The sequence below is a fragment of the Antarctobacter sp. genome (assembly GCF_048262615.1).
In the GTDB taxonomy this organism is placed as follows: domain Bacteria; phylum Pseudomonadota; class Alphaproteobacteria; order Rhodobacterales; family Rhodobacteraceae; genus Antarctobacter.
On sequence record NZ_JBLXFB010000018.1, the window covers coordinates 63,678 to 84,146 of the forward strand.

The following is a 20,469-nucleotide window of genomic DNA, read 5'->3' on the forward strand; positions in this document are numbered from 1 at the left end:
TGGTATACCAAAATCACAAACGAGGCCCAAGCGGGCCGGGGAGGGACCATGACCGAACTGAAACTCGCCGCGGGATTGTCCCGGCTGGGCACCGAATCCGCCTTTGTGGTACTGGCCCGCGCTGGGAAGCTGGCCGCCGAGGGGCGCGACATCATCAACCTTGGCATCGGCCAGCCGGATTTCCAGACGCCCGCGCATATCGTCGAGGCCGGGATCAAGGCGCTGCGCGATGGCCATCACGGCTATACGCCCGCCAATGGCCTGCCCGCGCTGCGGCAGGCGGTGGCCGCCGACCTGCACCGCCGCCACGGCGCAGAGGTCAACCCCGACAACGTGGTGGTGGTGCCGGGCGGCAAGCCGACGATGTTCTTTGCGGTGCTGATGTTCGGTGAGCCGGGGGCAGAGATCATGTATCCCAACCCCGGATTCCCGATCTACGAAAGCGTCATCAAGTATTCCGGCGCGACCCCGGTGCCGATCGCGTTGAAAGAGGAAAACGGCTTTGCCTTCAACGCCGAAGAGGTGCTGGGCCAGATCACCGACAAGACCCGGCTGATCATCATCAACTCCCCCGCCAACCCCACCGGCGGGGTGACGCCCAAGGCCGAGATCGACAAGCTGGTGGCGGGCCTTGCCGATCACCCGCAGGTGGCGCTGATGTCGGATGAGATCTATTCCAACATGCTCTATGGCGGGCGGGAACACACCTCCTTGCTGAACTACCCCGAAATCCGCGACCGGCTGATCCTGCTGGACGGCTGGTCCAAGACCTATGCCATGACCGGCTGGCGGCTGGGCTACGCGGTCTGGCCGGATGCCTTGGTGGCTCATGCCACGCGGCTGTGCATCAATGACCATTCCTGCGTGAACGCGGCGACGCAATACGCCGGGATCGCGGCGCTGGAAGGCCCGCAGGACGCGGTGCGCGACATGGTCGCCGCCTTTGACGAACGCCGTCAGGTGATCGTCCGCGAACTCAACGCGCTGCCGGGGGTGCGCTGCGCCGACGCGGCGGGGGCGTTTTATGCCTTCCCCAATGTCGAAGGCACCGGGCTGACCTCAAAACAGGCCGAAACGCGGTTTCTGGACGAGGCCGGTGTGGCGACGGTTGCCGGAACCTCGTTTGGGGCGTGGGGCGAGGGCTATCTGCGGTTCTCCTATGCCAATTCGACCGAAAACATTCTGGAGGCGCTGTCGCGCATCCGCAAACTTCTGTGACAAAAGGCGAGGACCATGAGCGATACGCAACTGCTGATCTGCGGCAAGAATTTCAAGCAAGAAGAGCGTGACCGGCTGAGCGCGGCCTTTCCGGCGGCCTTTGTGGACGGGCCTGCGGATATCGCGGCGCTGGACGCGGGTCTGCGCGCCAGCCTTCGCGCGGTGGCCTTCAAGGGGCACACGGCCTTTGGCGCGGAAACGATGGACCTGCTGCCGCAACTGGGCCTGATCGCCAACTACGGCGTGGGCTATGACGCCATCGACGTGACCGCCGCCAGCGCGCGCGGCGTCAAGGTGACCAACACGCCGGATGTGCTGTCGGACGATGTGGCGGATCTGGCGGTGGCGCTGTTGATCGCGCAGGCGCGGACGATGATCCGGGGTCATGCGCATGCCGCCTCGGGCCGCTGGGCCACCGAAGGAGAAATCCCGCTGAACCGCAAGGTGTCCGGGTCGACTGTCGGGATTGTCGGTCTGGGGCGCATCGGGCGTGAGATCGCCGACCGTCTGGCGGCGTTCAAGATGGACATCCACTATACCTCGCGCTCTGAAAAAGAGACACCGGGCTGGACCTATCACGCGGATGTCGTGTCACTGGCCAAGGCGGTGGATTTCCTTGTGATCGCGCTGGTCGGCGGGCCGGAAACCAAGGGCCATGTCAGCCGCGCGGCGATCGAGGCGCTGGGGCCGCGCGGTGTGGTGGTCAATATCTCGCGCGGATCGACCATTGACGAGGGCGCGCTGCTGGACGCGCTGGAGGCGGGCACCATCGCGGGCGCGGGTCTGGACGTGTTCGAGAACGAGCCGAACCTTGATCCGCGGTTTCTGAAACTGGACAACGTGGTGCTGCAACCGCATCAGGGGTCGGGCACCGTCGAGACACGCACCGCCATGGCGGTGCTGCAACTGGACAACGTGGCGGCCTTTCTCGAAGGGCGCGACCTGCTGACCCCGGTGAACTGACCGGGCCGGAAGGGTGGGTTGAAAACCCACCCTACGCCGGATGTCATCGCCATGACTTTGGTCAAGGCGGCGGCGAGCAAGACCGGCCATCCTCCGCGCCACAGGAGGATGTGCCATGAAACTGCTGATCGCCTATGCCTCGACCGAGGGGCAGACCCGCAAGATCGCCCGCTTTGTCGCCGACCGACTGGTGGATGCGGGGCATTCCGTCGAATTGCTGCCGGTGTCTGCCGCGCAGGATATTGATCCCGCCCGGTTTGACCGCGTGATCCTTGCGGCCTCTGTCCACGTTGGCCATTACCAGAGCGAGATAAGCGCATTCGCCGCCACGCAGGCCCGCGCCTTGCAGGCCCGTCCGGTGTTGTTCCTGTCCGTCTCTCTGGCCGCCGCCGGGCATGATGCCGGGGATTGGCGCGGGCTGGACGGGATCGTAAAGGATTTTGCCGATGCGACCGGCTGGCAGCCGGGGCAAGTGGCGCAGGTGGCGGGGGCTTACAGACCCTCCGACTACGACATTTTCCGCCGCTTCGTGATGCGCCGCATCGTGGCCGCCAAAGACCCCGGTGCCGATCTGGATGTGGACCACGAATACACCGACTGGGACGCGCTGGGCGCGCTGGTCGATGAATGGGTGGCCAAGGCAGCCTGACCGCGCGGACAGACCCGCCCCGAATCTGCTAGGCTTGCCCGACAGGACACCGCGCCGGCGCGCGGACCAACAGCAGGGAGACCACCATGAACCAGCGCAGCACAGAGGGGCGCGGGCGTCGCTATGACAGCGTGCTCGACACCATCGGCAACACCCCCGCGATCCGCATCAACCGGATCGCGCCAGAGCACGTCACGGTCTACGTCAAGTTCGAGGCCTTCAACCCCGCCGGATCGGTCAAGGACCGTCTTGCCATCGGCATCATCGAGGCGGCGGAACGCGACGGGCGGCTGAAACCGGGACAGACGGTGGTCGAGGCGACCTCCGGCAACACCGGCATCGGGCTGGCCATGGTCTGCGCCGCCAAGGGCTATCCGCTGGTGGTCACGATGGCCGAGAGTTTCTCTGTCGAGCGGCGCAAGTTGATGCGCTTTCTCGGGGCCAAGGTGGTGCTGACGCCCAAGGAGCTGAAGGGCTTTGGCATGTACTCCAAGGCCAAGGAACTGGCCGAGGCGAACGGCTGGTTTCTGGCCAGCCAGTTCGAGACCGCCGCCAATGCCGACATCCACGAAAGCACCACCGCGCGTGAGATTCTGGCCGATTTCGACGGTGACAAGCTGGATTATTTCGTGACCGGCTATGGCACCGGGGGCACGGTGACGGGGGTTGCACGTGTCCTGCGCAAAGAGCGCCCGGAGACCAAGATCATCCTCAGCGAACCGTCCAACGCGGCCATTGTCGGATCGGGCTATGTGAACACCCGCAACGCGGACCATCAGCCGACCGAAGGCCACCCCGATTTCAACCCGCACCCGATCCAGGGCTGGACCCCGGATTTCATCCCCTGGGTGCTCCAGGAAAGCATCGACAACGGGTTTTATGACGCATTGCTGCCGGTTGGCGGGCCGGACAGCATCGGCTGGTCGCGGCGGCTGGCGGCCGAAGAGGGGATCTTTACCGGCATCTCCGGCGGGGCCAGCTTTGCCGTCGCGATGGAGGTGGCGCAGGACGCGCCCGCGGGATCGGTGCTGTTGGTGATGCTGCCCGACACCGGTGAGCGCTATCTGTCCACGCCGCTGTTCGAAGGCGTGGCCGAGGGCATGACCGACGAGGAAATGGCGATGTCGCAGTCGACGCCCACGGCGCAGATGGCGGCGGAATAGCAGGGGACGGCGGGGGAAACCCCGCCCGACACCCGCGCCCTATATAGAGCCGCCCTCGACCATGAAGTTGCTGGCGGAGCACATGGCGCTGTCGTCAGAGGCGAGAAACAGCACCATCCGCGCCAGATAGACCGGCTCGATCAGGTCGGGCAGGCACTGGCGCTGGCGGTGTTTCTCGATGGCTTCGGGGGTGACCCAGAGATCCTTTTGCCGCTGGGTCATGATCCAGCCGGGCACCACGGCGTTGACCCGGATGCTGTGGTCTCCCAGATCGCGCGCCATGGTGCGGGTCAGCCCGTGGACGGCGGATTTGGCGGTGGTATAGGCGGGCATGCCGCCGACCGCCTCCCACCAGCTGTTTGACCCCATGTTGATGATCGAGCCGCCACCGGCGGCGATCATGCCCGGTGCAACCGTCTGGATGGCAAAGAACATGTGGCGGATATTGGTGGCCATGCGTTCGTCCCAATAGTCGGGGGTGACGTCCTGCCAGTTGTGGCGGTCGTCGCGGGCGGCGTTGTTGACCAGCACGGTCGCGGGGCCGAGTTTTTCGGCCAGCGCGGCGAAGGCGGATTTCAGGTCTTCGATGTCGCGCAGGTCGCAATATTCAAAGGCGACCTCGCCCTCGGTCTCGGCGGCCAGCGCCTCACCTGCGTCGCGGTTGAAATCGACAAACCCGGTGCGCGCGCCTTGCGCCGCAAAGGCGCGGACGATTTCCTCGCCAATGCCCGAGGCCCCGCCGGTGATGAAGACGGTCTTGCCCTTGAGGCTGGGATAGAGTGCGAAATCTGGCATGTGTGTCGTCCTTGTCTGGTCGGGGACGGGGGCGCTGCCCCCCGGCTCTGCGAGCCGCCCCCCGGGAATATTTTTGGACAGAAGAAACCCGAGGCCATTGTCAGGCGGGCAGGTCGTCCTCCATGAAATAACGGATGTTGTCCTCATAGCTTTCATCCGCTTCAAGCCCGAGGCGGGCGGCTTTTTCCGGGCGGATGTCCATGCGCCAGCCTTGCAGGATCTGGTCGATTTCCGGCTGCCTGTCCCATGTGATCAGCTTGGCCGGGGCCGGCCCGGCGACGGCTGTCAGGGCGTCGATCATCTGGCCGATGGTCCAGACCCGTCCGGGCATCGTCATGCAGTGGTTGAGGCCAAGGGCTTCGCGCGGGATTTCCGCGCCTTTGATCAGGTTTTCGACGCATTTGCGCGGCGAGAGGTAGAAATGCGGGAAATCCCTGTCGACCGGGCAATTGGCGGTTTGTCCTTGCAGCGGTTCGCGAATGATCGACGACATGAACCCGGAGGCGGCGCGGTTGGGTTTGCCGGGCCGGACAGAGATTGTCGGCAGCCGAAAGCCGCGCCCGTCGATGAAGCCGCGGCGCGAATAATCGTTCACGAGGATCTCGCCGATGGCCTTTTGCGCGCCGTAGCTGATCTGCGGGTTCGGGATCGAGTGATCGGTGAAGGGCTGGGGTGTCTCGCCGCCGAAGACCGCGATGGACGAGGTGAAGACCAGCACCGGCTGGGTGCCGAGGGCGCGGGCGCGGTCCAGCACGTTGAGCGTGCCGGTCATGTTGACCTTGTAGCCAAAGTCAAAGTCCTCTTCGGCATGGGCCGAGACCACCGCCGCCAGCAGGTAGATGACATCTGTGCCGTCGGGGATGGCCTGCGCGACCGAAGCGGGATTGGTGATGTCGCAGGTCAGGCTGTCGACCGCAAAGGGCGCGTCGACCGGGGCGGGGTCGGTGATGTCGGCCAGTGTCAGGCGAGAGATGGCCTGCCCGCGCAGGGTGCCGCGTGTGGCAAGGGCGCGGGCGAGTTTCTGGCCGACAAGTCCGGCGCCGCCGAGAATGACGATGTTCATAGGTTGTTTCCTTCATCGAAGATCTGTGGCGCCAGCGCGCCGGGGTGCTGGATGACCTCTGCGGCCAGATGGGCGGCGCGCGTCATGGCGGTGCCAAGACTGGCCCCGGTGGCGCGGGCGGCAAGGAAGCCGGCGCCGAAACTGTCGCCCGCCGCGGTGCTGTCGACCACGCGGGGCACCTCTGGCGGGGTGCAGGTGATGGTGCCGTCCGTGTCGGACCAGCCGTGGCAGGGGGCCTCGCCGTTCTTGATCACCACGCAGGTGGCCCCGGCGGCGCGATAGCGTCGCAGCGTGTCCTCTGGCGTGGCGTCCTGAAAGGCCAGTTGTTCCTCGTCAAAGCTGGGCAGGACGGTGTCGGAGACGCTTGCGCCTTGCAGCAGGCCGGAGCGCATCGCCTCGGCGCTGTCCCAGAGGCGCGGGCGCAGGTTGGTGTCAAAGGCGATGTGGCTGCCTGCGGCGCGGGCACGGGCCAGCGCGGCACAGAGCGTCTTGCGCGCGGCGGGCGTGAGGATCGCCAGGGTGATGCCGGAAAACTGGATCACCGCGCGGTCCTTGAAGACCGAGTCCAGCCAGTCCGGGTCATCGGCCAGCGTCTTGGCCGCCGATTGCCCGCGCCAGTAGGAAAAGCTGCGTTCGCCGTCGCGGGTCTGGATCATGTAGAGGCCCACGGTGCGGTCCGACACGCGGCGCAGCGTGTCGGTGGCGATGCCCTGACGCTCGATGAATTGGGCGAGGTCGTCGGACATCGGGTCGTCGCCGATCACGGTGCCATAGCTGACCGTCCATGTGGCGGGCAGCAGGCGGCGCGCGTACCATGCGGTGTTGAAGGTGTCGCCGGCATAGCCGAGGCGGAACAGGCCGGGGCTGTCCGGGGCCGGGGCCATTTCCACCATGATTTCGCCAAGCGTCAGAAAATGCGTCATTCTGCGGCCTCTTTTTGGGTCTCGGGCGGCAACAGCTTGCCGGGATTGAGGATGCCTTTGGGGTCGAAGGCCTGTTTGATGGCGCGCATGTAGCCAAGGGCAGGCCCGTGCTCGACCGTCATGAAGGCCTGTTTGCCGATGCCGATGCCGTGTTCGCCCGACACGGTGCCGCCAAGGCGCAGCGCGGTGTCGCCCAGCGCATGGGTGAACTCATGCGCGCGGGCCATTTCATCCGGGTCGTTTGGATCCACCGACAGACCGGCGTGGAAATTGCCGTCGCCCACATGGCCGACGATGGTGGCGGTCAGGCCAAGGCGCTGCGCATCGGCCTGCGACTGGGCGATGGCCTCTGCCAGATGCGAGATCGGCACGCAGACATCCGTCGGCCAGATGTGTTTGCCTTTGCCAAGCGCGGCGGAGGCATAATGCGCGTTGTGGCGCATCGCCCAAAGGGCGTTGCGATCTTCCGTGGTGGTTGCCGTCTTCCAGCCACGCGCGCCGCTGTCCTGCGCAATCTCTTCAAAGCTGGCCATCTGTTCGGCGACCGCCTCCGGCGCGCCGTGAAATTCGAGGAAGAGATGCGGCTCTTCCGGCAGGCCCGCGTCGGCATAGGCGTTGAAGCCGCGCACCATCATGTGATCCAACAGTTCGATGCGGGCCATCGGAATGCCGCATTGGATGGTGGCGATCACGCAGGCGACGGCCTGTTGGACGTCGGTGAACCGGCAGGTGGCGGCGGTGATGCATTCCGGCTGGCCGTGCAGGCGCAGGGTCAGTTCGGTGATTATCCCCAACGTGCCCTCGGAGCCGACCATCAGGTGGGTCAGGTCATATCCGGTCGCGGATTTGCGGGCGCGGCTGCCGGAGCGGATCACCGTGCCGTCGGCCATGACGACCTCGACCGCCAGCACGTTGTCGCGGATCGTGCCATAACGCACGGCGGTGGTGCCCGAGGCGCGGGTGGCCGCCATGCCGCCGATGCTGGCGTCCGCGCCGGGATCGACCGAGAAAAACAGCCCGGTGGCGCGCAGCTCTTCGTTCAACTGCTTGCGGGTGAGGCCCGGCTGCACGGTGCAGGTCAGATCCTCTGGCTGGACGCTGAGGACGCGGTTCATGCGGCTCATATCCAGACTGATCCCCCCGTGCAGCGCAAGATGCTGTCCCTCCAGCGAACTGGCCGCGCCGTAGGCCGTCACCGGGCAGGCGTGGGCGTGGCAGATCCCGAGGATCTGCGACACCTCAGCGGTGGAGTCCGGATAGGCCACCGCATCGGGCGGGGTGTCGGGGTAGTAGGTCTCATTCTGACCGTGCAGGCGGCGCTCTGCGTCGGAGGTGGACAGGCGGTCTCCCAACAGGTGGGACAGCGCTGCGATTGCGGCGTCATTCGGCATCCAGGGCACCTCCGGCGGAAAGGATGGCAAGGGCCACAACCGCCAGCATGGAGGCGGCCATGGCATAGTTGATGCGGCGATGCGCGGTCTGAGACAGGTTCAACCGGTGCAACGTCGCCCCGGCATAAAGCCAAACCAGATGGATTGGAATCCAGATGGCGTTGACGATGAGCAGTTTGGCGGTGGTCTCAAAGAGGATATTGCCCGGCGCAAAGGGAAACCCCGCAAACAGCGTGGTGTTGACCGCATAGGCCTTGGGGTTGATCGCCTGCAACAGGATGCCCGACAGGACGGCGGGCGGGGCCTTGGCCTCGATAAAGGCGATCTTGCTGCCGGCAAAGGCGATGCGCGCGGCGAGATACAGCAGATAGCCGATGGAGGCCGCCATCAGGACGGTGCGGATGACCGGAACCGACAGCACGATGGCCGCCACACCCGAAATCACCGCCAGCGCCACAAGGTTGGTGCCGATGAACAGACCCAGCACATAGGCCAGACCGGGACGAAACCCGTATGCCGCGCCCAGACCGGCGGTGGACAACACGCCGGGGCCGGGGGTGATGATCAGGAAAAAGACCGCAAGCGCAAAGGTCAGCATGGGGCGGGCCCCCGTGGTGCCGGCATGTTTTTCCTCCCGTGACGTGCTGTCGGGGCGCGCTTGCATGGCGGCCCATTTGGTATACCATCCGCACTCAAGACCAGCCGGGGCGGGAAGTCAACGGCGTGTGGGGGACGACTGAACGCCGCTCGCGGCCTGTCGCCGCATCACCCCGCCCGCTGTCCCGGCCGGGGTCGCGCAACAGGGGAGGCTGCGTATGTCGGAGAAGGTCAGTGTAGGGTTCATCGGTGTCGGTCTGATGGGACACGGGATGGCGAAGAACCTGCTGGAAAAGGGACACCCGCTGGTGGTGAAGGGCAACCGCAACCGCGCGCCCGTCGAGGATCTGCTGGCGCGCGGCGCCACCGAGGTCACAACCCCGCGCGAGGTGGCGGAAGCCTGTGAGGTGATTCACATCTGCCTGTCCAACGCCCCGCAGGTCGAAAGCGTGTTTCGCGGCCCGGACGGGATTCTGGCCGGGATGCGCGACGGGCTGATCGTGGTGGAATGCTCGACCTCCGATCCCAACGTGACGCTGGCACTGGCCGCTGAACTGGCAGAACGGGGCGGGCACATGGTGGACGCGCCGCTGGGCCGCACGCCGAAAGAGGCCGAGGCCGGTACGCTGGACGCGATGGTCGGTGCCGATGCGGCGGTGTTCCAGCGCATCCTGCCGGTGCTGGAATGCTGGGCGGGCAACATCAACCACGTCGGGCCTGTCGGCGCGGGCCACAAGATGAAACTGATCATGAACACCATCGCGATGAGCTATGCCGCGCTCTACGCCGAGGTGACATGCCTTGGGGCCAAGGTCGGCATTCCGCCCTCCACGGTCCAGCGGGTGATCGGCTCGTCCCGGCTGGGCAACGGGTTCTTCGACACCTTCATGAGCTATGCGGTGGACCGGGACCGCGACGCGCACAAGTTCTCGATCGCCAATGCGTCCAAGGACGTGCGCTATGCGCTGGCCATGGCGGCTGAGGCGGGGGCGCTGTCGCCCATGGCCTCGGCCACGCGGCAATATTTCGCCCAGGTAGAGGCGCAGGGCTACGCCGACGATTATGTCCCGTTCCTGTCCGACCACGTGGCCCGGATGAACGGACTGGATCTGGAACAAGAGGCAAAGAAAGGTCGTGACAATGCTGACTGACGCGCAAAAGGCTTTTTACGCTGACAATGGCTATCTGAAGGTCGAACAGGTGGTGACACCGCAGGAACTGGCCGACCTGCAAACGGTGACGGATGGGTTGATCGACGCCTCGCGGCAGGTGACGGAAAGCGACGAGATCTATGATCTCGATCGCGGGCATGGTCCCGATGCGCCGCGCCTGACCCGGATCAAGCTGCCGCACAAGCGGCACGCCATCTATGACCAGATCCTGAAACGGTCAAAAGTCACCGAGGTCCTGAACGACCTGCTGGGGCCGGACACCTTCCTCAACACCTCCAAGCTGAACACCAAGGCGCCGGGCGGCGGCGCTGCGGTGGAATGGCATCAGGACTGGGCGTTCTACCCGGCCACCAACGACTCGCTGCTGGCCTTTGGCCTGATGCTGCGCGATGTGACCCCGGAGAACGGCCCGCTCATGGTGGTGCCGGGCTCTCACAAGGGGCCGGTGCTCAGCCACCATGCGGGCGGCGTGTTTTGCGGTGCGGTAGACCCGGACGACCCGCAGTTCCATCGCGACAAGGCGGTGACGCTGACAGGGCGCGCGGGGGACATGACGGTGCATCACGTGCGGATCCTGCACGGCTCGGCCCCCAATGTGTCTGACCGGGCGCGGCAAATCCTGTTTTACGAATGCGCCAGCGCCGACGCCTGGCCGCTCCTGGGCGCGTCGAGCTATATCCACTCGCTGGGGCAACGGTTGTTCTGGCAGGATTTGCAGGACCGCATGATCACCGGCCAGCCCTGTCTGGAACCGCGACTGGAACAGGTGCCGGTGCGGATGCCGCTGCCGCCCGCCCCCGACAACAGCTCGATCTTCAAGACGCAGCAAAGCGGCGGGGCCAAAAGCGCCTTCGCCTGACCGGGGGCGGAGAGAGGGGCGCTGCCCCTCTGCGCTTCGCGCATTCACCCCGGGTGTATTTGTACAGAGAAGAAGCCACGGGCTTTGTGTTTCTTCTCTGTAAAAATACACCCGGGGGAGCCGACCGAAGGAAGGCGGGGGCAGCGCCCCCTCTTTACCCGATCTCCACCGCGCTGCCGTCCGCCAGCATGGCCGCGATGTCCATCGGACTGCAAAAGCCGTCTTTGACCTTGACCTCCAGTTCCGCCTCCAGCCGGGCGACCTCCTGGAGTTTGGCGATCACCGTGTCGATCTGGGCAAAGGGGATCACCACGACGCCATTGCGGTCGGCCACGATCATGTCGCCCGTGGCCACATGGCGGCCGCCGACATTTGCCGATCCGCCGAGCGTTCCGGGGCCCGAGACGCAAGGCGAGTTCGGGTTCAGGCCGGTGCACCATGACGGCAGCCCGGCGGCCACGATGCCTTCGTAGTCGCGCATCGGGCCGTCGGTGACAAAGCCCGCTGCACCTGCGTTTTTCAGCATGCCCGACAGTTGGTCGCCAATGGTGGCGCTGCCCTGAAAGCCGTGGCCCGCATGGACCAACACGTCGCCCGGTGTCAGCAGGTTGACCGCTGCCAGCGTGGCGATGATGTCGCCGGGGCCGCTGTCGGCGACCAGCGCGGGGCCCGCGGCGACACAGGCAAGGTCGCGGCCAAATCCAAGTGGCGCGATGTTGGTGTCCATCGCGCCCATGCCGCCCATGGCATCGCAGAGAAAGGCGGTCTCGACGCCTTGAAAGGCGGCGATCTGGTCGGCTGTCGGGCGCGGCGCGCCTTTGACCAGTGTCAGCTTTGGCGGGACTTCGATCATGGCTGTTTTTCCTCCGGGGTGATCGGGTCGGGGTCGGGGTCGGGCAAGCGCCAGAGCAGGCGGATATAGGCCAGCCCCGAGGCGGTGGCGGTGCAGCGGCTTTTCTGGGTGCGGATCTCTTCGGAGGGGATCTCACGCAGGAGCGCCAGTTCTTCCATCCGGTCGCATTGCACCAGTGACGACAGCAGATCGTATTTCAATTCGATCCCGGCCAGCGCCGCGATGCGTTCCGGCGCGGTGTCGCGCAGGTGGTCCATGCGGTTGGCGATGGCCTCTGACCATTGCGTGCGGGCCTCTTCGAAACAGAGCGCGGCCACCGCCGGTGTTTCTGACGTGACACGCAGGCAGGCGGTGTGGGCGCTGTCGACGCAGCCGGTGGGTTTCTTGCCCAGATCGATGGCGGTCGCGACGCAGGCGCGCACCGCGTCAAGGTCCAGCCGGTCGTCTGCGGCGGCGGGTGTCGTGCAGGTCAAGACCAGCGCCAGTGACGCCGCGAGGCGTGCGGCGGGGTTCCATGCCATGATGTTTCCTCCGGGGGCAGGGCGTTCTGCGCCCTTGCTGTCTTTTGCGCTCTCGTGCGAGGTTGCTTGCATTTGGTATACCAAATTGAAATGCTCGCACAAGAGTTGAGACCCGTCAGAATCGGCGGGCGCCAGAGGGGGAGAATGGTCATGTCCGATACCCGCGCAAACAAGCGCTTTCGCTCACAGGAGTGGTTCGACAATCCGAACAATCCGGGGATGACCGCGCTGTATGTAGAGCGCTACCAGAACAGCACCTTCACCCGCGAGGAATTGCAGGGCGAGCGGCCGATCATCGGCATCGCCAACACCGGCAGCGATCTGGCCCCCTGCAACAAGATCCACGTCTTTCTGATGGACCGGATCAAGGCGGGCATCCGCGAGGCGGGCGGTGTGCCGATGGAATTCCCGGTGCATCCGATACAGGAAACCGGCAAGCGCCCCACCGCCGCGCTGGACCGTAACCTTGCCTACCTGTCGCTGGTCGAGGTGCTGCATGGCTATCCGATCGACGGGGTGGTGCTGACAACGGGCTGTGACAAGACCACGCCGGCGATGCTGATGGGGGCGGCCACGGTGGACCTGCCCGCCATCGCGCTGAACGGCGGTCCGATGCTGGACGGCTGGTGGCAGGGCAAGCGCGCCGGGTCCGGCACCATCGTCTGGGAATCGCGCCGTTTGCTGGCCGAGGGCAAGATCGATTATGAGGAATTCATGGCGCGGGTCTGCTCCTCCGCGCCCAGCCTTGGCCATTGCAACACCATGGGCACCGCCAGCACCATGAACGCCATGGCAGAGGCGCTGGGCATGTCGCTGACCGGCAACAGCGCCATCCCCGCGCCGTTCCGGGAGCGGATGACCATGGCCTATGAGACCGGCCAGCGCATTGTCGAGATGGTCTATGAGGACCTGAAACCCTCGGACATCCTGACGCGCGAGGCGTTCGAGAACGCCATCGTGGTGAACACCGCCATTGGCGGCTCGACCAATGCGCCGCCGCATTTGCAGGCGGTGGCCCGTCATGCCGGGGTCGATCTGAACGTCAAGGACTGGGAGACGGTCGGCTTTGACGTGCCGCTGCTGGTCAACATGCAGCCTGCGGGGGAGTATCTGGGCGAAAGCTTTTTCCGCGCCGGTGGGGTGCCGGCGGTGATGGGCGAATTGATGAGCGCGGGGCGGTTGCACGGTGAGGCGATGACCGCCACGGGCAACAGCATGGCGGCCAACCTTGCCGGGGTCGACAGTCTGGATACCGATGTGATCCGCCGCTACGACGCGCCGATGCGGGAAAAGGCCGGATTCAAGGTGCTGTCGGGCAACCTCTTTGACAGTGCGCTGATGAAGACCAGCGTGATCTCACCGGATTTCCGCAAGCGGTTCCTGTCGGAGCCGGGCAATGAGGGGGTGTTCGAGGCCAAGGCCGTGGTGTTCGAGGGACCGGAGGATTACCACGACCGGATCAACGATCCCGCATTGGAAATCGACGAAAAGACCATCCTGTTCATTCGCGGCGTCGGCTGCGTCGGCTATCCCGGCTCTGCCGAGGTGGTCAATATGCAGCCGCCCGACGCGCTGATCCGGGCGGGGATCAACCACCTGCCGACGGTGGGCGACGGGCGGCAATCGGGCACGTCGGAGTCGCCGTCGATCCTGAACGCCTCGCCGGAATCGGTGGTGGGCGGCGGGTTGGCCCATCTGCGGACCGGCGACCGGGTGCGGCTGGACCTGAAGGCGGGCACCATGAATGCCCTGGTGGATGACGCCGCGTGGCAGGCGCGCATCGACGCGTGGCAGGCGCCGGAGATCGTCCACCAGACGCCGTGGGAAGAGATTTATCGCACCCATGTGGGGCAGTTGGCCGAGGGCGGCTGTCTGGAACTGGCGACAGCCTATCAGCGCATCGCCAAGGACTTGCCGCGCGACAATCACTGATCGGGGATGGGGGGGTGAGGCCGGGAGGGGGGCGCTGCCCCCCGCCTTCGGCCCCCCCGGGATATTTTCAGACAGAAGAAATACAAGGAGGGGCGTATGTCCAAGACGATCATCATCACCGGGGGCGCGCGCGGAATCGGCAAGGCCTGCGCGGAGGTATTTCTGGGCGCGGGGTGGCGCGTGGGGATCGTCGGGCGCACGGCGGAGAGCGTGGAGGCCATGGCCGACAGCCACGAAAACGCGCTGGCGATGGTTTGTGACGTGGTGGATGAGGCGGCGGTGGATGCGGCCTTTGACAAGGCGTTGGCGCAATGGGGGCGGATCGACGCGCTGTTCAACAATGCCGGCGTATCGGTCATGGGCGGATCGGTGGACGAGATCAGCGTCGACGATTTTCGGCGCTGCATCGACATCAATCTGACCGGGTCTTTTATCTGTGCGCGGGCGGCTTTTGCCCGGATGCGGGCGCAGGACCCGCAGGGTGGGCGGATCATCAACAACGGGTCGGTGTCGGCCTATGTGCCGCGTTGGGGCTCGACGCCCTATACCGCGTCGAAACATGCGATCACCGGGCTGACGCGGTCGATTTCGCTGGACGGTCGGCCCTATGGGATCGCCTGCGGACAGATCGACATCGGCAATACGTTGACCGATATGGCGGCCAAGATGACCAAGGGTGTGCCGCAGGCGGATGGCTCTATCGCGGTCGAACCGGTGATGGATGTGTCGAATGTGGCGTCGTCCGTGCTGCACATGGCGTCTTTGCCATTGGAGGCGAACGTGCAGTTCATGACCGTGATGGCGACGGCGATGCCCTATATCGGGCGGGGATGAGAGGCGAATTTTCGACGAAAATTCGTGTCACCCCATGATGATCAGCGGGTGCTGGGAACGGGGCGGCGGACGCGGCCCCGGATCTTGCGCTCTCGTTGCCAGATATACAGGCCGGAAGCGATGATGATCGCGCCGCCGCCCAGCGTCCAGACGGTCGGCCATGTGTCGAACAGAAGGATGCCCGCCAGCGCGGCGAGGAAGATCTGGATATAGATCACCGGCGCGAGGATCGAGGCGTCGGCCCAGCGGTGGGCGGTCACGGCGGCGATATGGCCACCCGCGCCGAAGATGCCGATCACGATAAAGGCGATCCATGTGCTGCCCTGCGGCCAGACCCAGCCGCCCAGAACAAAGGGCAGCAGCGCAAGCATGGCGACGCCGCTGGACCAGATCTGTTGTGTGGCGTTGCCTTCGATCCCGGCCAGCAGCCGCGTCATGATGAAGTAGAAGGCCGCCATGGTCAGCGCGGCGAGCGACAGGAACATCGCGGGGTGGAACGAGACGCCCCATGGCTGCATCACAACGATCACCCCGAGAAAGCCGACGCAGACCGCCGCGATCCGGCGCAGGCCGACCTTTTCGCCGAGGATCGGGATGGCCAGCAGGGTGACGACGATGGGCCCCGCGAACATGATGGTCGTGGTCACGGTGATCGGCAGGTATTTCAGCGCGGTGAAATTGCACACCGTGCTGCCGAGCAGGAAAAAGCTGCGCAGGAGCTGGCGGACGGGGGCGTTGGAGACGAAGGCCGCCCGGCCCTCTTGCGAGCCGTAGAGCGCCACGGCGACGATGAAATGCCCGGCGTAGCGGGCAAAGACCACCTGAAGGGCGGGCAGGCCCGCGAGGATCAGCCATTTCGCGGCGCTGTCGATACAGGTGAAGCCGACCACGGCCAGCATCATCATCAGCACGCCGGAGGCGGTGCGGTCTTCGCGGGGTTTTGCTTCGGACATGAGGGGGTTTTGGGCCGTTCGTGTAGGGGCGTCAATGGGGTGTCCACGTGTGGACAGGTTTCGGGATATGTAAAATCAATGGGTTACAGAGACGATTTTACGAAGTGTTAGGACTTGCGCCCGCGGCGGAGGCCTGTCGCCGCCGCCCGGCGCGGGTGCCTCAGCCGGTGGCCCAGCCGCCGTCGATCACATGCGCCTGTCCGGTGGTAAAGGCGGCCCCGTCCGAGCCAAGGTAGATCGCCAGATGGGCGATTTCCTGCGGCGTGCCGATGCGGCCCATGGGCTGACGCGCGTTGAAGGCCTGTAACGCGGCCTCGTAGTCGCCCATGGCGCGCAGCCGGTCATGCAGCGAGGGGCTGTCGACGGTGCCGGGGCAGATGCAGTTCACCCGGATGCCCTTGGTCACATAATCCAGCGCCACGGATTTGGTCAGGCCGATCACCGCCGCCTTGGACGCGCCGTAGATACAGCGGTTGGGTGCGGCGACGATGCTGCCCGCGATGCTGGCGATATTGACGATCGACCCGCCGCCGCGTGAAATCATGCCCGGCAGCGCCGCCTGCATCGCGTGGAATTGCGAGCGGACATTCAGCGTCATGGCAAAGTCAAAATCGTCGTCTGTCGCGTCGAGCAGCGCGCCCGCGTGCACAAACCCGGCGCAGTTCACCAGAATATCCGGGGCTGCCGCCTCTATCGCGCGGGTGAGCGCGGCTTTGTCGGTCACGTCCAGCGCAAAACTGGTGCCTTGAAGCCCCTCCAGCAGGTCGGGGTTCAGGTCGGTGGCGGTCACATCCGCGCCCTCGCGGGCGTAGCCTTCGGCGATGGCGCGGCCAATGCCCTGACCGGCGGCGGTGATAAAGGCGCGTTTGCCCTGTAGTCTCATGTCAGAACTCCTGTGAAGTCGCCCGGCACCTCGCCGCGTTTGACGGGGCGGTGGGTCTGGCCGGACAGGGCCGTGGCCAGTGTCATTTCCAGCGCGGCGAATCCGTTTTCGGGGCGGCACAGAACGTCATCTGTTCCACCGTCCAGAAGGGCGGCAAAGCGGTCGATCTGGGCGCGGATCGGGTCGATCTTGTCGAAATGCGGGCCGGGGGTGCGCGTCAAGGGTTTGGACCATTCGACCTCACCCGGACCTGACGCGCCCCAGAGGGTCAGCGACGGAAAGGCCAGCGCGCCAAGGGTGCCGGTGAAGCGCAGGTAATCCTGATCCGATCCGGCAATCTCGGGGTTTTCTCCCGAGGTCGCCTCAAACGACCAGGGCGAGGCCCCGGCGTCGGACATCAGGAAAGACCCCAGAGCGCCGTTCTCAAACCGGAAGGCCAGTGCAGTTGTATCCTCGATCACCAGCCCGCGGGTGGCGGAAGAGGTCAGCGCCGTCACCTCTGTCGGGATGCCGGTCATAAAGCCCAGCAGGTCGATCTCATGGCTGAGGTTGCTGGCCAGAGGCCCCGCGCCGGGCAGGCGGCGCCACGGCACATCGTAGTAGGTGTCGTGTTTGCGCACCGACCAAAAGCCCTGAAGGCCCACAAGCGGACCGATGGCGGGCAGGGCGTCGCGCATGGCCATCGCATAGGGATGACAGCGGCGGTGGTGCCCGACGATCAGCGGCAGACCGGCGGTGTCGGCGGCCTGCATCATGGTGCGGGCATTGTCGAGCGTTTCGGCAAAGGGTTTTTCCACCAGCACCGCCCAGCCACACGACAGCGCGGCAAGGGTCGAGGGCATATGATCCGGCGTCGGCGTGGCGATGACGCAGGCGCGGGTTTCCTTTGGCACCTCTTCCAGCGAGGCGACCATGGGCAGGCCCTGTTGCGCCAGCTTTGCGCGGGTGTCGGCCTGCGGTTCGACCACCGCCGTCAGGTGGATGGCGGGGGACAGGGTGGCGACCTCAATATGGCGTCGCCCGATGCTGCCTGCACCGATCACGCAGAGGGGCAGGGGGGCGGCCATCACATCACCGCCCCGATCTGCCATGGTACAAATTCGTAATCGCCAAGGCCCTGCGCCTCTGATTTCGATTGCTCGCCAGAGGCCATGCGCAACCACATTTCATAGATCTCGCGGCCCACCTCTTCGACGCTGCGGCCATCTGTGAGGATACTGCCGGCGTTGATGTCCATGTCCTCTGTCATGCGGGTGTACATCTGGGTGTTGGTGGCCACCTTCATCGAGGGGCTGGGTTTTGCGCCAAAGGCCGATCCGCGCCCGGTTGTGAAGCAGACAAGGTTGCAGCCCGAGGCGATCTGGCCGGTGACGCTGGCCGGGTCGTAGCCGGGGCTGTCCATGAAGGTAAAGCCCTTGGCCGTTACCGGCTCGGCGTATTTGTAGACGCCGGTGAGCGGTGTGGTGCCGCCCTTGGCCGCCGCGCCCAGCGATTTTTCGAGGATGGTGGTCAGCCCGCCCTTCTTGTTGCCGGGGGAGGGATTGTTGTCCATGCTGCCCTTGTTGCGGGCGGTGTAATCTTCCCACCAGCGGATCAGGTCGATGAGTTTTTCGCCGGTGGCGCGGTCGACGGCGCGGGCGGTCAGCAGGTGTTCGGCACCGTAGATTTCCGGTGTCTCGGCCAGCACGCCGGTGCCGCCCTGGGCGACCAGCAGGTCACAGGCGTAGCCCACGGCGGGGTTGGCGGTGATCCCGGACCACGCGTCAGAGCCGCCGCATTGCAGGGCCACCATGAGGTCAGAGGCGGGGCAGTCGGTGCGCGTGGCCTCATTCACCACGGGCAGCATCTTTTCGATCTTGGCGATGCCCAGTTCGATGGATTTGCGCAGGCCGCCGACGTCCTGAATGTTCATCGACTGGAACAGCGGGCCGGGTTTGAGGCCATAGGCCTCGACCAGCCAGTCGATCTGGTTCATCTCACAGCCAAGGCCCGCCATCAGCACGCCGCCGACATTGGGGTTGCGGGCATAGCCCCACATGACCCTTTGCAGCGCCTCGAACCCTTCGGACCCCTGACCGGCCATGCCGCAGCCGGTGCCGTGGACAAAGGCGACCACGCCGTCGACGTTGGGGTAGTCGGCCAGTTTGTCTTCGGTGAAATGGGCGGCGATCTTGCGCGCGGCGGTGGCCGAGCAGTTCACGCTCGTTAGGACGGCGATGTAGTTGCGGGTGCCGGTGCGGCCGGTGTCGCGGCGGTAGCCTTTGAAGGTGTCTTTGGTGGTGGCGGGGGGCACCGGGCGCAGGTTGGTGCCGAACTCATAGGCGGTGTCGACGTTGCGGAATTCGAGGTTGTGAGTGTGGACATGGGCCCCTGCGGCGATGTCCTCTGCCGCGTAGCCGATGACTTGGGCGTATTTGATCACCGGCGCGCCTTTGGCGATGTCCTGCGTGGCCAGCTTGTGCCCGCGCGGGATCAGTTGCGTGGCGCCCTCCTGTCCGATTTCGAGAGGCAGGACGGCGGTGACGACATTGTCGGCGTCGGACAGACGAACGGTGGTCATGGGTTTCCTTTACGGGCTTGATCGGGTCGGTGAGGCGATTTTTCGTCGAAAAATCGTGTCGCGGTCAGGCGCAGACCGGGCTGTCGGCGCTCCAGCGGTGGATCGGGATATGCGGCTGGCCGGACAGGCGGGCGCGGGTGTCGTGCCACATCGCCTGCCAGAGGCGCCAGTCGCGCAGTTCACTGTCGGGGGCGCTGCGCGAGCGGGCGATGAACGCGGGGAAATGCGCGCGGCCCGTGGGCTGGCCGGTGACGTTGAAGCGGATGTCGAAGCTCCACCGGAACCGATCGGAGCGGTTGGCGAGCGAGGCGTGCGGTGTGAGCGGGTGGAACAGCACCGCGCCGCCGGCCTTGACGGGCAGGGGCAGGGCCTTTGTCTCATCCAGACAGCCGGGCGCGATGGCGGTCTGTTTCTGCGGGCAATGCGGGTACATCTGCGGTTTGCCGGGCACCACCTGCAAGCAGCCGTTTTCGACGGTGGCGTCGGAGATCGCGAGCCAGACGGTGACCATCTGCGTCTTGTCACCCGTCTCATGGGCGACGGCGCGGTCCTGATGCCAGTCGGTGGCGGTGACATGGGCGCGCAATTCATCCGAATGCAGCGTCACGGCGGGCGGTTTCAGGCGGACGTGCTGGATCGGGTTCGAGGTCAGCTCGGCCCCGATGAGATCCTCGACCATGTCCAGCAGGCGCGGGGTGGTCAGCATGTCAAAGACGGCGGGGCCAAAGTGGAACGGCGTGTCGGCGGCGATCTCGCCGCCGGGCAGCGAGATATCCATCGGCTGGAACCAGTCGCAGCCCGCCTTGTAGGAGATCAGCAGCTTTTGCCAGAAATCGAGGCCGGTGGCGTCGGCGGGCACGCGGCCCTCGGCCTGCCAGCCCGCATAAAGGCTGTCGAGCAGGTCGGCGTATTCCGATTTGACCGCGCCCAGCGTGGCGGTGTCCAGCACATCGTCGACGACGAGGTACCCTTGGGTGTTGAAAAACTCGATCTGGTCCGGGGTCAGCATGAGGGGCATGGACTCATCTCCCTTGAGGAACCCGTGGGGGGCTTGTCTGGGTCGTATGCAGTCGTCGTTGCGGGGCGGGCGCGCGCTGCGCCTGACCGCTTGTCGCGGAAACCGCCGGTGCAATACCCGGC

Annotated in this window: 20 protein-coding genes; 8 read left to right on the forward strand and 12 right to left on the reverse strand. The window is 65.6% G+C overall.

Annotated features, from left to right (window positions below):
- Positions 1–48 precede the first annotated feature (48 nt).
- The 4 genes from ACN0S5_RS17540 to cysK all read left to right on the forward strand — a co-directional run bounded on the left by ACN0S5_RS17540 (position 49) and on the right by cysK (position 3,993).
- On the forward strand, positions 49–1,218 hold the full coding sequence (locus ACN0S5_RS17540; RefSeq protein ID WP_417210036.1) for a pyridoxal phosphate-dependent aminotransferase: 1,170 nt from the start codon (positions 49–51) through the stop codon (positions 1,216–1,218).
- A gap of 15 nt (positions 1,219–1,233) precedes the next feature.
- Positions 1,234–2,181 (forward strand): 2-hydroxyacid dehydrogenase, encoded by a 948-nt coding sequence (locus tag ACN0S5_RS17545; RefSeq protein WP_417210037.1) that lies wholly within the window; start codon positions 1,234–1,236, stop codon positions 2,179–2,181.
- Between the two features lie 115 nt (positions 2,182–2,296).
- Complete coding sequence (locus ACN0S5_RS17550) at positions 2,297–2,830, forward strand: flavodoxin domain-containing protein (RefSeq protein ID WP_417210038.1); 534 nt, start codon at positions 2,297–2,299, stop codon at positions 2,828–2,830.
- Positions 2,831–2,916: 86 nt separating this feature from the next.
- Positions 2,917–3,993 carry a cysteine synthase A gene (cysK, locus tag ACN0S5_RS17555; protein WP_417210039.1) on the forward strand — a complete coding sequence of 359 codons (1,077 nt, stop codon included), beginning with the start codon at positions 2,917–2,919 and terminating at the stop codon, positions 3,991–3,993.
- A 39-nt stretch (positions 3,994–4,032) separates the two neighbouring features.
- Here the strand turns inward: cysK and ACN0S5_RS17560 are convergent, their stop codons facing one another.
- The 5 genes from ACN0S5_RS17560 to ACN0S5_RS17580 all read right to left on the reverse strand — a co-directional run bounded on the left by ACN0S5_RS17560 (position 4,033) and on the right by ACN0S5_RS17580 (position 8,763).
- Complete coding sequence (locus ACN0S5_RS17560; RefSeq protein ID WP_417210040.1) at positions 4,033–4,788, reverse strand: SDR family NAD(P)-dependent oxidoreductase; 756 nt, start codon at positions 4,786–4,788, stop codon at positions 4,033–4,035.
- A 100-nt stretch (positions 4,789–4,888) separates the two neighbouring features.
- Positions 4,889–5,851, reverse strand: coding sequence for a D-erythronate dehydrogenase (gene denD, locus ACN0S5_RS17565; protein WP_417210041.1), 963 nt, complete (start codon positions 5,849–5,851; stop codon positions 4,889–4,891).
- Positions 5,848–6,774, reverse strand: a complete 927-nt coding sequence (locus tag ACN0S5_RS17570; RefSeq protein ID WP_417210042.1) for a sugar kinase — start codon at positions 6,772–6,774, stop codon at positions 5,848–5,850. The genes denD and ACN0S5_RS17570 overlap by 4 nt, the downstream gene beginning before the upstream one ends.
- The gene (locus tag ACN0S5_RS17575; protein ID WP_417210043.1) at positions 6,771–8,165 is read right to left on the reverse strand and encodes an FAD-binding oxidoreductase; all 1,395 of its coding nucleotides are present in this window, start codon (positions 8,163–8,165) and stop codon (positions 6,771–6,773) included. The genes ACN0S5_RS17570 and ACN0S5_RS17575 overlap by 4 nt, the downstream gene beginning before the upstream one ends.
- Entirely contained in the window at positions 8,155–8,763 is a 609-nt protein-coding gene (locus ACN0S5_RS17580; RefSeq protein ID WP_417210044.1) for a LysE family translocator, read from the reverse strand. The genes ACN0S5_RS17575 and ACN0S5_RS17580 overlap by 11 nt, the downstream gene beginning before the upstream one ends.
- Before the next feature lie 217 nt (positions 8,764–8,980).
- Between ACN0S5_RS17580 and ACN0S5_RS17585 the strand changes: the two genes are divergently transcribed.
- Positions 8,981–9,913: an NAD(P)-dependent oxidoreductase gene (locus tag ACN0S5_RS17585; RefSeq protein WP_417210045.1), complete on the forward strand. Its 933-nt coding sequence runs from the start codon at positions 8,981–8,983 to the stop codon at positions 9,911–9,913.
- The gene (locus tag ACN0S5_RS17590; RefSeq protein WP_417210064.1) at positions 9,903–10,793 is read left to right on the forward strand and encodes a phytanoyl-CoA dioxygenase family protein; all 891 of its coding nucleotides are present in this window, start codon (positions 9,903–9,905) and stop codon (positions 10,791–10,793) included. The genes ACN0S5_RS17585 and ACN0S5_RS17590 overlap by 11 nt, the downstream gene beginning before the upstream one ends.
- A gap of 154 nt (positions 10,794–10,947) precedes the next feature.
- On the opposite strand, the gene ACN0S5_RS17595 is transcribed toward ACN0S5_RS17590, so the two are convergent.
- Both ACN0S5_RS17595 and ACN0S5_RS17600 read right to left on the reverse strand, forming a co-directional pair.
- Positions 10,948–11,646: an RraA family protein gene (locus ACN0S5_RS17595; protein ID WP_417210046.1), complete on the reverse strand. Its 699-nt coding sequence runs from the start codon at positions 11,644–11,646 to the stop codon at positions 10,948–10,950.
- Complete coding sequence (locus tag ACN0S5_RS17600; protein WP_417210047.1) at positions 11,643–12,167, reverse strand: hypothetical protein; 525 nt, start codon at positions 12,165–12,167, stop codon at positions 11,643–11,645. Before ACN0S5_RS17600 ends, ACN0S5_RS17595 begins: the two co-directional genes overlap by 4 nt.
- Before the next feature lie 150 nt (positions 12,168–12,317).
- On the opposite strand from ACN0S5_RS17600, the gene ACN0S5_RS17605 reads away from it, so the two are divergent.
- Positions 12,318–14,099: an IlvD/Edd family dehydratase gene (locus ACN0S5_RS17605; protein WP_417210048.1), complete on the forward strand. Its 1,782-nt coding sequence runs from the start codon at positions 12,318–12,320 to the stop codon at positions 14,097–14,099.
- A gap of 96 nt (positions 14,100–14,195) precedes the next feature.
- On the forward strand, positions 14,196–14,933 hold the full coding sequence (locus tag ACN0S5_RS17610; RefSeq protein WP_417210049.1) for an SDR family oxidoreductase: 738 nt from the start codon (positions 14,196–14,198) through the stop codon (positions 14,931–14,933).
- Positions 14,934–14,974: 41 nt separating this feature from the next.
- On the opposite strand, the gene ACN0S5_RS17615 is transcribed toward ACN0S5_RS17610, so the two are convergent.
- The 5 genes from ACN0S5_RS17615 to ACN0S5_RS17635 all read right to left on the reverse strand — a co-directional run bounded on the left by ACN0S5_RS17615 (position 14,975) and on the right by ACN0S5_RS17635 (position 20,347).
- Entirely contained in the window at positions 14,975–15,886 is a 912-nt protein-coding gene (locus ACN0S5_RS17615; protein ID WP_417210050.1) for a DMT family transporter, read from the reverse strand.
- 160 nt (positions 15,887–16,046) lie between these two features.
- Positions 16,047–16,769, reverse strand: coding sequence for an SDR family oxidoreductase (locus ACN0S5_RS17620; protein ID WP_417210051.1), 723 nt, complete (start codon positions 16,767–16,769; stop codon positions 16,047–16,049).
- A complete protein-coding gene (locus ACN0S5_RS17625; RefSeq protein WP_417210052.1) occupies positions 16,766–17,860 on the reverse strand; it encodes a Gfo/Idh/MocA family protein in 1,095 nt (364 codons plus the stop codon). The genes ACN0S5_RS17620 and ACN0S5_RS17625 overlap by 4 nt, the downstream gene beginning before the upstream one ends.
- Positions 17,836–19,329 carry a UxaA family hydrolase gene (locus ACN0S5_RS17630; RefSeq protein ID WP_417210053.1) on the reverse strand — a complete coding sequence of 498 codons (1,494 nt, stop codon included), beginning with the start codon at positions 19,327–19,329 and terminating at the stop codon, positions 17,836–17,838. The genes ACN0S5_RS17625 and ACN0S5_RS17630 overlap by 25 nt, the downstream gene beginning before the upstream one ends.
- 64 nt (positions 19,330–19,393) lie before the next feature.
- The gene (locus tag ACN0S5_RS17635; RefSeq protein WP_417210054.1) at positions 19,394–20,347 is read right to left on the reverse strand and encodes a phytanoyl-CoA dioxygenase family protein; all 954 of its coding nucleotides are present in this window, start codon (positions 20,345–20,347) and stop codon (positions 19,394–19,396) included.
- Between the last annotated feature and the right edge of the window lie 122 nt (positions 20,348–20,469).